Source organism: Pseudomonas frederiksbergensis (assembly GCF_001952935.1).
GTDB classification, from domain to species: Bacteria; Pseudomonadota; Gammaproteobacteria; order Pseudomonadales; family Pseudomonadaceae; genus Aquipseudomonas; species Aquipseudomonas frederiksbergensis.
On record NZ_CP018319.1, the window covers coordinates 547,501 to 560,428 of the forward strand.

Annotated in this window: 15 protein-coding genes; 8 read left to right on the top strand and 7 right to left on the bottom strand. The window is 57.9% G+C overall.

The genetic code is table 11. The features are described from left to right. The first annotated feature begins 256 nt into the window (after positions 1–256). Both rhtA and PFAS1_RS02745 read left to right on the top strand, forming a co-directional pair. The gene (gene rhtA, locus PFAS1_RS02740) at positions 257–1,144 is read left to right on the top strand and encodes a threonine/homoserine exporter RhtA (protein ID WP_076028113.1); all 888 of its coding nucleotides are present in this window, start codon (positions 257–259) and stop codon (positions 1,142–1,144) included. Between the two features lie 168 nt (positions 1,145–1,312). Continuing rightward, on the top strand, positions 1,313–1,594 hold the full coding sequence (locus tag PFAS1_RS02745) for a hypothetical protein (RefSeq protein WP_076028114.1): 282 nt from the start codon (positions 1,313–1,315) through the stop codon (positions 1,592–1,594). Positions 1,595–1,609: 15 nt separating this feature from the next. Here the strand turns inward: PFAS1_RS02745 and PFAS1_RS02750 are convergent, their stop codons facing one another. After that, complete coding sequence (locus tag PFAS1_RS02750) at positions 1,610–2,170, bottom strand: TetR/AcrR family transcriptional regulator (protein WP_076028115.1); 561 nt, start codon at positions 2,168–2,170, stop codon at positions 1,610–1,612. A 92-nt stretch (positions 2,171–2,262) separates the two neighbouring features. Between PFAS1_RS02750 and PFAS1_RS02755 the strand changes: the two genes are divergently transcribed. Continuing rightward, positions 2,263–2,991, top strand: coding sequence for an SDR family oxidoreductase (locus tag PFAS1_RS02755; protein ID WP_076028116.1), 729 nt, complete (start codon positions 2,263–2,265; stop codon positions 2,989–2,991). A 36-nt stretch (positions 2,992–3,027) separates the two neighbouring features. Further along, entirely contained in the window at positions 3,028–3,618 is a 591-nt protein-coding gene (locus tag PFAS1_RS02760) for a 2-hydroxychromene-2-carboxylate isomerase (RefSeq protein ID WP_076028117.1), read from the top strand. Here PFAS1_RS02760 and PFAS1_RS02765 read toward each other — a convergent pair. After that, positions 3,615–4,613: a zinc-dependent alcohol dehydrogenase family protein gene (locus PFAS1_RS02765; RefSeq protein WP_076028118.1), complete on the bottom strand. Its 999-nt coding sequence runs from the start codon at positions 4,611–4,613 to the stop codon at positions 3,615–3,617. The two genes, PFAS1_RS02760 and PFAS1_RS02765, sit on opposite strands and share 4 nt — an antisense overlap. A 104-nt stretch (positions 4,614–4,717) precedes the next feature. Between PFAS1_RS02765 and PFAS1_RS02770 the strand changes: the two genes are divergently transcribed. Further along, positions 4,718–5,638, top strand: a complete 921-nt coding sequence (locus tag PFAS1_RS02770; RefSeq protein ID WP_198044945.1) for a LysR family transcriptional regulator — start codon at positions 4,718–4,720, stop codon at positions 5,636–5,638. Here PFAS1_RS02770 and PFAS1_RS02775 read toward each other — a convergent pair. The 4 genes from PFAS1_RS02775 to PFAS1_RS02790 all read right to left on the bottom strand — a co-directional run bounded on the left by PFAS1_RS02775 (position 5,631) and on the right by PFAS1_RS02790 (position 9,849). Continuing rightward, positions 5,631–7,439: an aminopeptidase P family protein gene (locus PFAS1_RS02775; protein ID WP_076028120.1), complete on the bottom strand. Its 1,809-nt coding sequence runs from the start codon at positions 7,437–7,439 to the stop codon at positions 5,631–5,633. The genes PFAS1_RS02770 and PFAS1_RS02775 overlap by 8 nt on opposite strands. Before the next feature lie 65 nt (positions 7,440–7,504). Further along, positions 7,505–8,662, bottom strand: coding sequence for a cysteine desulfurase family protein (locus PFAS1_RS02780; protein WP_076028121.1), 1,158 nt, complete (start codon positions 8,660–8,662; stop codon positions 7,505–7,507). Positions 8,663–8,865: 203 nt separating this feature from the next. Beyond that, the gene (locus PFAS1_RS02785) at positions 8,866–9,480 is read right to left on the bottom strand and encodes a LysE family translocator (protein WP_074878704.1); all 615 of its coding nucleotides are present in this window, start codon (positions 9,478–9,480) and stop codon (positions 8,866–8,868) included. A 99-nt stretch (positions 9,481–9,579) separates the two neighbouring features. After that, the gene (locus tag PFAS1_RS02790; protein ID WP_074878705.1) at positions 9,580–9,849 is read right to left on the bottom strand and encodes a hypothetical protein; all 270 of its coding nucleotides are present in this window, start codon (positions 9,847–9,849) and stop codon (positions 9,580–9,582) included. Between the two features lie 280 nt (positions 9,850–10,129). On the opposite strand from PFAS1_RS02790, the gene PFAS1_RS02795 reads away from it, so the two are divergent. Then, the gene (locus PFAS1_RS02795) at positions 10,130–11,233 is read left to right on the top strand and encodes a sigma-54 interaction domain-containing protein (RefSeq protein WP_076028122.1); all 1,104 of its coding nucleotides are present in this window, start codon (positions 10,130–10,132) and stop codon (positions 11,231–11,233) included. On the opposite strand, the gene PFAS1_RS02800 is transcribed toward PFAS1_RS02795, so the two are convergent. Then, entirely contained in the window at positions 11,230–11,595 is a 366-nt protein-coding gene (locus PFAS1_RS02800; RefSeq protein WP_074878709.1) for an antibiotic biosynthesis monooxygenase, read from the bottom strand. The genes PFAS1_RS02795 and PFAS1_RS02800 overlap by 4 nt on opposite strands. Before the next feature lie 95 nt (positions 11,596–11,690). On the opposite strand from PFAS1_RS02800, the gene soxR reads away from it, so the two are divergent. Together soxR and PFAS1_RS02810 are read left to right on the top strand one after the other, a co-directional pair. Next, complete coding sequence (gene soxR / locus PFAS1_RS02805; protein ID WP_076028123.1) at positions 11,691–12,140, top strand: redox-sensitive transcriptional activator SoxR; 450 nt, start codon at positions 11,691–11,693, stop codon at positions 12,138–12,140. Between the two features lie 172 nt (positions 12,141–12,312). Continuing rightward, positions 12,313–12,771 (top strand): VOC family protein, encoded by a 459-nt coding sequence (locus tag PFAS1_RS02810; RefSeq protein WP_056742364.1) that lies wholly within the window; start codon positions 12,313–12,315, stop codon positions 12,769–12,771. Positions 12,772–12,928 lie beyond the last annotated feature (157 nt).

A 12,928-nucleotide genomic window follows, 5' to 3' on the forward strand; every position in this document is an offset into this window, starting at 1 on the left:
CTCCTTCTGGGCTTCGATGACCTGAAGCAACTCGCTGTCGAAAACTGCATAACTCATTGTTTACCAAGGAGTTTTCCGTTTCGACTGCGCCGGAAGTGGGGCGAATTATAGACCTCCAGAATCTGCCGTCAATCCTTAATTACGCTTTTCTATAAGGACGGCCAAAATCACAGCTTATATATAGACGCGCCCGCCATGAATGCGCAGTATATTGCCCAATACCACTCTCGTTTCCTACTTCGGACAATGCCACGCCATGAATGACCAACCTCGCAGCCTTGCCTCGACTCTGTTTTCGGTTGGCCTGCTATTGATAGCCATGGCATCAATCCAGTCAGGAGCCTCCCTGGCTAAAAGCATGTTCCCCATTATCGGCGCGCAAGGAACCACCACACTGAGGCTGATCTTCGCCAGCGTAATCATGATGCTGATACTGCGCCCCTGGCGAGCGAAGTTCACCGCGAAATCCTTGCGCACCGTCATCGTCTACGGAATGGCGTTGGGCGGCATGAACTTCCTCTTCTATATGTCATTGCAAACCGTCCCCCTCGGTATCGCGGTTGCGCTGGAATTCACCGGTCCACTGGCGGTAGCCATCTACGCCTCACGTCGCGCGATCGACTTTTTGTGGATCGCCCTGGCAGCCGTCGGCTTGCTACTGTTAATACCTATGGGAGAAACAACCGCGGGGATTGATCTGGTAGGCGCCGGTTATGCATTGGGCGCAGGTGTCTGCTGGGCGCTGTACATTCTGTTCGGCCAAAAGGCCGGTGCCGACAATGGCGTGCAGACCGCGGCACTGGGGGTGATGATTGCGGCACTTTTTGTAGCCCCTATCGGCATCGTCCATGCTGGTGCCGCACTACTCACTCCCTCACTGATCCCAGTGGCCATCGCTGTCGCCATTCTATCTACCGCAGTGCCCTACACGCTGGAGATGGTCGCCCTCACCCGCATCCCTACCCGGACATTCGGTACATTGATGAGCATTGAACCTGCGATCGGCGCGCTGTCAGGCCTGTTGTTTCTCCAAGAGTACCTTTCATTGTCACAATGGATGGCCATCATGTGCATCATCCTGGCTTCCATAGGCGCGACCATGACGATGGGGAGTGCAGCCAAGCCTGCTGTCGCTGCAGATTGAGCCAGGATTTGACGAGGGTCTGGTATTTGCCGCGCAATTAGGCCATGTTTAGGCCTGTAACCCAGTGTCAGACATGGATTTTTCAGATAGGGATATCAGAACGCTTCAAGCGAAAGCGAATGCAGCCAGACCCGGGCGCAAAGATCCGGGGACGCTATAAGGACAGTAATGAAACGAATTTTGGTACTGATCGCCATACTTGCGGTTGCGGGCTGCGCGGCGACATCGAAAACCCAGGTAAAACACGGCAAGAGAGGGCTGCATATCAACTGTTCCGGGCTGTCGTCATCCTGGGACAAGTGCTACACCAGCGCTGCCAACTCGTGCGCTCCTAAAGGTTACAAGGTCATCGCCAAGTCAGGGGACGCAGTGGAAGAACCAGGCGATTACCCGTTCGGACTCAACCCTGCCGGCTATACCAGCCGCAGCATGATCGTCATCTGCAAATAGATCGATGCCGCCTTGTCAGGTTCGTGGACCTGCGATCTGGCGGCCAATCTCATCGTAACTGGACTTCAGTACCGCGCGCTGGATGTCTGGCGTGGCCAGCATTCGCGCAATGACCAACGCACCGATACATTGCGACAGAATCGCCCAGGCCAGGCTCTCGCTTTCCAGAACTTTCGCCCAACTCTTCTGAAGCCGACAAATCCAGTTCTCCGCCTGCTGACGAATCATCACGTCTGAACGTGCAATCTCCGCCCCCAATGCCGGCAAAGCACAACCGGATTCCGGGTGTTCGACATGAGCCATGCTCAGGTAGTGTTTCAGGCAGAGCTGGAACTTCTCAGGATTCAGGTCTGCCCCTAACCGCTCCAGGCTTTGAGACAGTTCACGCTCGACGATTGAAGCGAACAGCTCATCCTTCGACGAAAAGTGACTGTAGAAAGCCCCGCCACTCAAGCCGATCGCCTTCATCAAGCCATCGACACCTACTGTTGAAAAACCAGACTTCTTGGCCGACACCGCGCTGCTTTCAAGTAATTTCTCTTTGGTTTCCAGTTTGTGATTGGCCGAGTAACGCATTGCCTTGCCCTCAGGATTGATCGCCTTGACGCTTGCCGAATCGTAGCATAACGTTCGTTTAGTTAACGATCGTTTAGCAAAGGGATCTACCCATGAATAACAAGAAGGTCGTACTGGTTGTCGGTGCCGGGGATGCCACTGGCGGCGCAATTGCAAAGCGCTTTGCACAGGAAGGATTTGTGGCGTGTGTCACCCGCCGCAGCGCGGACAAACTCCAGCCGCTGGTGGACGCCATCAAGGCCGATGGCGGTGAAGCCCACGGGTTTGCCTGCGATGCGCGCAAGGAAGAGGACGTGATTGCGTTGGTTGAGCAGATCGAAAGCCAGATCGGCCCAATCGAAGCGTTCGTCTTCAACATCGGCGCCAATGTGCCTTGCAGCATTCTCGAAGAAACCGCGCGCAAATATTTCAAGATCTGGGAAATGGCCTGCTTCTCAGGATTTCTCAACGCTCGTGAAGTGGCCAAGCGCATGGCCAAGCGTCATCGTGGGACTATCCTGTTCACCGGTGCTACCGCCGGCCTGCGTGGAGCCTCAGGGTTTGCGGCGTTCGCCGGCGCCAAGCACGGGATTCGTGCCCTGGCGCAAAGCATGGCGCGCGAACTGGGGCCGATGAACATTCACGTCGCCCATGTTGTAGTCGACGGTGCCATCGATACCGTTTTTATCCGCGAGAGCTTCCCCGAAAAGTACGCGACCAAGGACCAGGACGGCATTCTCAATCCAGAGCACATCGCCGAGAACTACTGGTACCTCCATAGCCAGCCCCGTGACGCATGGACCTTCGAGTTGGACCTGCGCCCCTGGAGCGAACGCTGGTAAGCCCTCCCCCACAATAATAAACAGAGCGCATCGACCATGAGCAAAACCGTGGAGTTCTACTTCGACCTCGGCAGCCCCGCCACCTACCTGGCCTATACCCAGCTACCGAAGATCTGTGAGCAGACCGACAGCCAGTTGATCTACATACCCATCTTGCTGGGCGGCGTCTTCAAAGCCACAGGTAACGCCTCCCCCGCGGCTATCCCCGCCAAGGGCCGCTACATGTTTCAAGACCTGGACCGCTACGCCAAGCGCTATGGTGTGCCACTGAAGTTCAATCCCCACTTTCCTATCAACACCCTGATGCTGATGCGCGCTGTCACCGGCATGCAGTTGCGCCATCCTGAACGCTTTCAGGCATTAATCGATTGCCTGTTTCACGCCCTCTGGGTTGAAGGCCGCAGCCTCGATGACCTGGCGACCGTCGCGTCAGTACTGACACAGAACGGTTTCGATCCAAATGAAATCCTGGCCCTGACCGCCGACGAGGAAGTCAAAGCCACTCTCAAGGACAACACAGAGAAAGCGGTGCAGCGGGGCGTATTCGGTGCCCCAAGCATGTTTGTCGATCATCAGCTGTTCTTCGGCCAGGATCGCCTGGACTTCGTCGTTGAAGCCCTGAGTTAAATCTCGACAACCAACCGCCCCTGCGCAGCTCCCGAAACGAGCAGTTCATGGGCGGCCTCGGCGGTTTGCAGCGTGAACTGCCGAGGATCGAGCAAAGGTCTCAACTGCCCCGCCTCGATCAACCGCGCAGCCTCCCGAAGTATCTCCCCATGGTGCTCACGCCCTTTGCCAGTCAGCAACGGCAACAAGGTAAACACTCCAGAATAAGTCGCCCCACGAAACGAGAGCGGCGCAAGACTGTGCTGCCCCCATCCGAGACAACTCACGACATGCCCCTCGTAAACCCGAGCAGCCTTGAATGAAGCGTCCAGCGTCTCACCACCCACTGTATCGTAGACAATGTCGAAGCCCTCCCCCGCCGTGTGCTCAGCCACATACTCCTCAACCGAAGATTTACGATAATCAATAAACGTCGCACCGAACCCTTCGATGATCGCCTGCTGCCCGGCCGACCCGGTGGCAAACACGTCAGCACCGAAAGCCCGGGCAATTTGTATAGCCACATGCCCGACACCACCTGCACCGCCGTGAATCAGCACTTTCTGCCCAGCCCGTACCCGCGCACGATCCACCAATCCTTCCCACGCCGTGATCAGTATCAACGGCAACCCTGCCGCCTCGCGCATACTCAGATTGCCTGGCTTGCGCGCCAGCAATCGTGCATCGACGGCGGCGTATTCAGCCAGTGAACCCTGCGCACCGCCAATACCGGTGGCCATTGCATAGACCTCATCCCCCGGCAGCCATCCACTGACACCTTCCCCCAATGCCTCCACTGTTCCCGCGAGATCAATACCCAATACCGCCGGCAATGACTGACGCGCATGAGCAGCCTGACCCGAGCGAATCTTTCCATCCAGAGGGTTCACCCCACTGGCCTTGATCCTGACCAATACTTGACCGGCCTCAGGCACGGGCCGTGGAACGGAAGCCAAGCGTAAAGGCCCGTTGGCCGAGTCAACAATCAGAGCGCGCATTTCAAGTGAGTCAGTCATTTCGCAATTTCTCGTCAGAGGTGGTTGTGGGATAAATCCTCCTCCCGTTCACTCATGCCGATAAGACGCTATATAGCTATAGTGACCATGCCCATTTGGCATCAATGAGAAACCCCGTGGACAAACTCAATGCAATGGCGATCTTCGTTCGCGTTGTCGAACGTGGCAGCTTTTCTGCCGTCGCCCGGGAATTGCAGACCAGCCAGCCGACAATCAGCAAAGTGCTGCGAGCCCTGGAAACTGAACTGGGTGGAAAGCTGATTTCCCGCAGCACACGACAACTATCCCTGACCGACGAAGGTCAGCGGTACTACAGCGAATGTCGACAAATCCTGGCGGCCGTAGACGCCGCAGAACACAGCTTTCACTCCGGCCGCGAAGCTGTCGCCGGCAACCTGAAAGTCGGATCGTCCGTGAGTTTCGGGCGCTTGCAGATTGCTCCGCGATTGCCGGCATTCCTCAAAAAACATCCTCAAGTGCAGATTGATCTGCAACTGAGCGATCAAAATCAGGACCTGGTCAGTGAAGGACTGGACGTCACGTTCAGGATCGGCGAGTTGAACGACAGCGGATTGATTGCCCGCCGCATTGGCACCACCCACCGAGTGACTGTCGCAGCGCCCGAGTACCTTGCGCAACACGGCCAGCCGCAAACGCCCGAAGAATTACGCGGACACAACTGTCTGCAGTTCAACCTGCTGAACAGTCAAAACCTGTGGGTTTACGAGAGAGAGACGCAACGTCACGAAGTGCGAATCAAGGGCAACGCACAAAGCAACAACTCCGAGGCGATTCGCGAGATGGTACTGGGGGGATTGGGGATTTCGCTGTCGCCGGTCTGGCTGTTCAGCGAGGACTTGAAGGCAGGACGCGTGACCGCGATTTTGCTGGAATACAGCGCCCAGTCGCTGCCGATTCATGCCGTGTCCCCGGCGAATCGTCGCCAATCCGCCAGGGTCAAAGCCTTTGTCGACTACATGAGTCAGGCGCTCGAAGAAGCGCCTGAACTCCAACCGATCAAATAGCCGCAGTCCGGGTGTTCAACCACTCAAGGGCTGCGTCGTCGAGCAACGGGCTCAAGCGCTGGCGCACCTCGGCGTGGTAGGCGTTGAACCATTGTTTTTCGTCGTCAGTCAGCAGCGACGGTTCCAGGCAGCGAGTATCGATCGGGCACAAGGTCAGGGTTTCGAATTTCAGGAACTCCCCGAATTCGCTTTTGCCCGCCTCGCGGTTCAGCACCAGGTTCTCGATCCGCACACCCCAGCGGCCCGGACGGTAAGTGCCCGGTTCGATGGACGTAATCATGCCAGGCTGCATAGCCGTTTGCGGTGCCGCAGCGGCCTGATAGGCGATGACCTGCGGGCCTTCATGCACGTTGAGGAAGTAGCCAACGCCGTGACCGGTGCCGTGACCGTAATCAACGCTTTCAGCCCAGATCGGCGCGCGGGCAATCGAATCGAGCAACGGCGAGAGAATGCCACGAGGAAATTGCGCACGGGACAGTGCAATTACGCCTTTGAGCACCCGCGTGCAATCGCGCTTCTGCTCATCGGTCGGCGTACCGACCGGCACCATCCGTGTGATGTCAGTCGTGCCGCCCAGGTACTGGCCGCCGGAATCGATCAACAACAGACCGTCACCTTCGATCACCGCGTGTTCTTCTTCGGTGGCGTGGTAGTGCGGCATCGCGCCATTGGCGTTGAACGCGGCAATGGTGTTGAAACTCAGCGATACATAGCCCGGACGTCGGGTACGCGCCGCCGTCAGGTGTTCGTCGATGGTCAGTTCGGTGATGCGCTCACGACCCAACGCAGTGTCCAGCCAGGTGAAGAATTCGCACAGCGCCGCGCCGTCCTGCTCCATGGCCTGACGAATGTGTTCGGCATCGGCCAGGCTTTTCTGCGATTTGGCCAACGTCGTCGGGTTCAGGCCTTCGATCAGCTTCACGCCACTATCCAGGTTATCCAGCAAGCCGGCGGTAACGCGCGCCGGGTCGACTTGCAGGCTCGCCCCGCTCGGTACGGCGCGCAAGGCGGCGGCCACTTCGCTGTAATCGCGCAGGGTCACGCCGTCCTGTTCGAGGACCGCACGTAGCTCGGCATCGACCTTGCTCGGGGCCACGAACAGGGTGGCCTGCTCTTGGCTGATCAACGCGAAAGAAACGAACACCGGGTTGAACGACACGTCACCGCCGCGCAAGTTGAACAGCCAGGCGATGTCATCAAGGGTGGCGATGAAGTGCCAGTCGGCACCGCGATCTTTCAAAACCTCACGCAGCCTGGCCAGTTTCTCGCCGCGGCTGACCGTCGCCTGAGGCGGCAGGTGTTGATAGATCGGCTCATTCGGCAGCGTCGGACGGTCGCTCCAGACTTCGCTCAGAACATCGATATCAGTGCGCAAACGTGCGCCGCGCTCTTCGAGCTTGCTACCCAACGTACGCGCCGAAGCCACGGCCATCACCGCACCATCTACCGCGACGACACCGCCTTCAGGGGTTTGCTCGGCCAGCCAGTCCAGCGGGCCGGGCTGACCCGGTTGCAGCTTGACCAGTTCGATGCCGCTGCCCTTGAGTTCCTTGGTCGCTTGCTCCCAATAACGACTGTCGGCCCAGACGCCTGCAAAGTCTGGCGTAACGATCAACGTACCGACCGAGCCATGGAAGCCCGACAGCCATTGCCGTCCTTGCCAGTAACCCGGCAGATATTCCGACAGGTGCGGGTCGGCCGACGGCACCAACAGAGCGTGAATGCCCTCCCGGCTCATCAGTTCGCGGGTTTGCGCCAGGCGCTGGGGCACCGATCCATTGATCGAAGGCTGCGTATTCATCATGTCTCCTGCTAATCACTTCATCATTATTGTTGAGTGTCGATCAACGCCGACACTTTCAGACCTTATTGCCAAAATGCCGGAGCACTGGCGCAGGCCGCTTTAATCAGGTGTACCGCTTGATCGATGTCCTGCTCGGTGGTGAACCGGCCGAGACTCAAGCGAATGGTGCGACTCGCCGAGCGGGCGTCATGCCCCAGGGCCAGCAGCACATGGGAAGGCGCATTACTGGCGGAGTTGCAGGCCGAGGTCGCGGAAAACGCGATCGAGGTGCTCAACGCCGCAGAATTGAACTCGCCTTCGCTGAAGGTCAGGCTCAAGGTATGAGGGATGCGCTGGGTCGGACTGCCATTGAGGCGTACCCCGGGAATGCTCAGCAATTGCTCAAGCAAGCGTTCACGCAACCGCACGATCGTGGCTTTCTCTTCATCGAACGAAGCGGCCGCCAAGGCGAACGCCACACCCATGGCCGCGATCTGATGAGTCGCCAGGGTGCCGGAACGCAAACCGCCCTCGTGACCACCGCCATGAATCTGCGCCTGCAAACGCTGCTGCGCGCGTGGCCCGACGTACAACGCGCCGATGCCTTTTGGGCCGTAAATCTTGTGGGCGGAAAACGACATCAGATCCACCGGCAACCGGGCCAGGTCGATCAGCACTTTGCCTGCACCTTGAGCCGCGTCGACATGGAACAACGCATCGCGAGCACGCACGACTTCACCGATGGCCGAGATGTCGTTGACCGTGCCCAGCTCGTTGTTGACCAGCATCAACGACACCAGAAAGGTGTCTTCGCGCATCGCTTCGCTGACCGCTTGCGGGGTAATCAGACCCTCGGCGTCAGGCACCAGATAAGTCACCGCGACGCCGGCGTCCTGCAACTGCTTTGCCGTGTCGAGAATCGCTTTGTGTTCGATCTGGCTGGTGATGATGTGGCCGCCAGAAACACCGCGGGCCTGGGCCACGCCCTTGAGGGCAAGGTTGTTCGATTCGGTGGCGCCGGAGGTCCAGACGATCTGGTCCGGCTGGGCGCCGACCAGTTCGGCGACCTGCTGCCGCGCCTGCTCGACCGATTGCCGGGCCTTTTGACCGAACGCATGGGAGCTGGACGCCGGATTGCCGAAGTTGCCAGTAAAACCCAGACACTCGACCATGACCTTGATGACTCGCTCATCCACCGGCGTGGTGGCGGCGTAGTCGAAATACAGAGGACGCTTATTCATAGAAGACTCGCAGAGCATGTTCCGGGATCAGGAGGCTCGTCACTGAAACGCCAAACGCAGCCTCGTGAGCTGCGCCGTTCGTTCAGAGCGTTAGAAATACCTGATCGGAGGCCGTTAAAGAAGAACAACTTCATTTAAAAGTGCGTAGGAACGCTCCTGAAGTCGAGCTTAACAGGCATCGGGCAAGCGGTTGAAGCAATGCGTCAGCTAAAGCTTTCGACCAACAACGGATACAGCGAAGCTACCAGCAGCAAGGCCATGCCCCAGTTGAACAGCCGCAACCAGCGGCGATCCTTCAGCACGTTGCGCAACAACGTGCCGCAGCCGGCCCAGACACTGACGCTCGGCAGGTTGATCAAGGCGAACACCGCTGCAATCACGATCACGTTGGTGAAATAACCCTGCATGGGCGTGTAGGTGCTGATTGCGCCGATAGCCATGATCCAGGCCTTGGGATTGACCCACTGGAACGCTGCGGCGCCCAAATAGCTGATCGGTTTGCTCTCGCCCTTTTCATTCTCGGAAACCGGTCCCGAATGGGCGATTTTCCACGCCAGATACAGCAAATACGCCGCGCCGACGTAACGCAGGACGCTGTAGAGCAAAGGATAGGTTTGAAACACTGCGCCCAAGCCGAAACCCACCGCCACGACGAGCACGAAGAAGCCGCAGGTGATGCCAAGCATGTGAGGGATGGTGCGGTTAAAACCGAAGTTCACACCCGATGCCAGCAACATGGTGTTGTTGGGGCCGGGAGTGATCGAGGTGACAAGCGCAAACAGGGCAAAGCCCAGCAGCAGATCGAGCGAGAGCGTCATGGTGGCAGTCCATTGGGTCAGTCAGGTACTGACCCTATCGCAGGCCTTCAGGGAAACCCATGGACAGTTGCGTAAAACTTCAAGCGGTACAGTTTTCGCTCAACTAGGACGACCGTGAAGCTGTACAGCACGTTCGGCGTTCATCTCGCCTTGTTTGTCGAAACTGAACGACTTTTGCGGTTGGCCGAGCAGCTCGGCTTTTTTCGCGTGGTATTCGTCGAACGACAAACCGCGACGATTCAACGCCTCAAGTGCCAACTCTCTGGTTTCTTCTGCGGTGTACGGCCGTAATTCCGGGGAAACATGGCTGGCACATCCAGTGAGCACGGAGACCGCAAGCAGCAAGAAAGCAGCGATTGGAGGTTTCATTGTGAGTGTCCTGACATCTGGGTTCGAGGCAATGAACACAGGCTACGCCGGGCATCCGATCTGCAGAAATCAACGCTCTCGATAGTGGCTATCGACTTTGGCTAACGCCGCTGAGGCAGAACGTTTTATATCTCCAAATGATCTATTAATATTAATTTAATGTCTTTTACGGAATAAAGCTGGGCCTTTATAAACCTGTCATCGCTTCAGACACTCCATGAACCATGTCCCTGCCGATCCCGACTTTCTATTCATAGCCTTCTATTCATGGAGCCTGCCCATGCAACTGCTGACCTTACCGCCCTCGCCCGCCCTGGCCACCTCGATCCGCGCCACGGCGCAGGTGTTTGAAGACCCCAGATCCCAGGCTTTGCTCGCCCATATTCGACAAGTCGCGCCCAGTGAAGCCAGCGTGCTGATCATCGGTGAAACCGGCACCGGCAAGGAGCTGGTGGCACGGCATGTCCACAACCTTAGCGCCCGGCGCAACCGGCCATTTGTGGCGGTGAACTGCGGCGCGTTTTCCGAATCCCTGGTGGAGGCCGAGCTGTTCGGCCATGAAAAAGGTGCCTTCACCGGTGCGCTGAGCGCCAAGGCCGGCTGGTTCGAGGAGGCCGATGGCGGCACATTGTTCCTGGATGAAATCGGCGATTTGCCGATGGCGATCCAGGTCAAGTTATTGCGGGTCTTGCAGGAGCGCGAAGTGGTGCGCCTGGGTTCGCGCAAGAGCATTCCCATCAATGTGCGTGTGCTGGCGGCGACCAACGTGCAACTGGAGAAAGCCATCAACGCCGGGCATTTCCGTGAGGATTTGTACTACCGCCTCGACGTCGTCAGCCTGGAATTAAGCCCTCTGCGCGACCGCCCCGGCGACATCCTGCCGCTGACCCGGCATTTCATCGAAGCCTACAGCCAGCGCCTCGGCTACGGCACCATCACCCTCAGCAAAGAGGCCGAACTGAAACTGCGCGGCTACAGCTGGCCGGGCAATATTCGCGAACTGGAAAACGTCATTCATCACACACTGTTGATCTGCCGTAACGGTGTGATCGAACGCGACGACCTGCGCCTGTCGAACCTACGCATCGAGCGTCAGGACGATTACCACAGCACCATCGATGACTCACCGGAAGCCCTGCTCGACCGGGCCTTTCAAAAGCTCTTCGAAGAACAGGCCGGAGCGCTGCACGAGAAAGTCGAAGACGCGTTGCTGCGAGCCGCCTATCGCTTCAGCCATTACAACCAGGTACACACCGCCGCGCTGCTGGGCTTGAGCCGCAACGTAACCCGCACGCGACTGATCAGGATCGGCGAACTGGCGGTGAACAAGCGCCGGCCCACGGAAAATCTCCAGGGAGAGCGTGTCATGCAGCTGTCGATCTAACCCACCAGATTGCAGTGCAGCGCGTTGTCGTGGCTGCGTTCCAGGCTGTGCAGAACCTGGAACGAGCCAAAGGTCACGGTTTTCGCCTGATGGGTGCGAATCAGTTGCCAGAAATCCTGCTCGCCGCTTTCAAAGCTCTGGAACGCGGCCTCTCCCGCCTCGCGTGTTTGCCATTGCAGGTAGTTGAGCACCCGTCGGCCATCATCGCTGGCCTGGATGCTGGCACTCAGAAATCCTGTGAAGTCCTGGGCCAGACGTTCGGTCTGTTTCGACAGTGCCGATACCAACGCGGGCTGTTGATGGGGTTCGATCTCGAATTCGATCAATTGGGTGAAGCTGCGATTTTTCTCTGACGCTTGCATGAAGAGTCCCCACTGACGTGTAAGCCGGATCTTGCGATCCGAAGGCCTGCAGGGTAAAACCTCGAGTTAACTTGAGGTCAAGGAGCATTTTTTAAATGATCACCTCGGAAAATCTGCACAAGGAACTCACCGTCGGCCAAGTGGCTGCGCGCAGCGGCGTCGCGGTCACGGCGCTGCACTTTTATGAGTCCAAGGGTTTGATCAAAAGCAATCGCAACCAGGGCAACCAGCGACGTTATCCACGGGAAGTGCTGCGGCGGGTGGCATTGATCAAAGTAGCCCAGCGATTGGGGATTCCGCTGGCGGAGATTGGCGAGGCGCTCAAGTCCCTGCCGGATAACCGAGCACCGACGGCGGCGGACTGGAAGGTGTTGTCGGCGCAGTGGAGTCGGGATCTGGATGAGCGGATCAAGCAGTTGACCTTGCTGCGGGACAAGCTCAATGGCTGCATTGGTTGTGGTTGTCTGTCGATGGAGGCATGTCCGCTGCGCAACTTTGGCGATGTGCTGGGGGAACGCGGGCCAGGGGCGCAGCTCCTTGGTTGATGGCTGAACAGTGCTGATGCAGCCGCGGGCGGTGATCTTTTTTGTGAACTTGGTAAATGCTGGGGATCAAAATCAAGACATCGCCATTTTTGGCAGCGCCTACACTTGATGATCCTGCTGAAAAGCGGCGAAGTGAAATCTTCCATCTACAAAAAAATCAGGGAGAACGATCATGAGTGTCAAACCTATTCCCGAGGGTTATCACAGCATTACCCCCTATCTGGGCATTCAAAAAGCGGCGGAAGCCATCGAGTTCTACAAGAAAGCCTTTGGCGCCACCGAAGTCATGCGCCTGTCCATGCCCGATGGCGGCATCGGCCACGCCGAACTGCGCATCGGCGATTGCCCGATCATGCTTGGCACGCCGTGCGATCAGGGGCCACTGAGCAATCCGGACAAGTCGCCGTCCGTGGGGCTGCATCTGTATGTGAACGATGTGGACAAGTCTTATAAGCAGGCGATTGCGGCTGGCGGCACCGTGGTGTCCGAGGTCAAGGATCAGTTTTATGGCGACCGCTCGGGGACCTTGAAGGATCCCTATGGGCATCTGTGGTTTCTGGCCACGCGCAAGGAAGATCTGACTCAGGAGCAGATTGAGCAGCGGGCTCAGGAGATGTTCAAGCAGGGTTGACCCAATGATCGTTCCCACGCTCTGCGTGGTAATGCCTCAATGGACGCTCCGTGTCCGCTTCTGGGACGCGGAGCGTCCCGGGCTGCATTCCCACGCAGAGCGTGGGAACGATCGTGGATCACTCGCCTACAGCCAAACGATATCGCGAAACATTTTC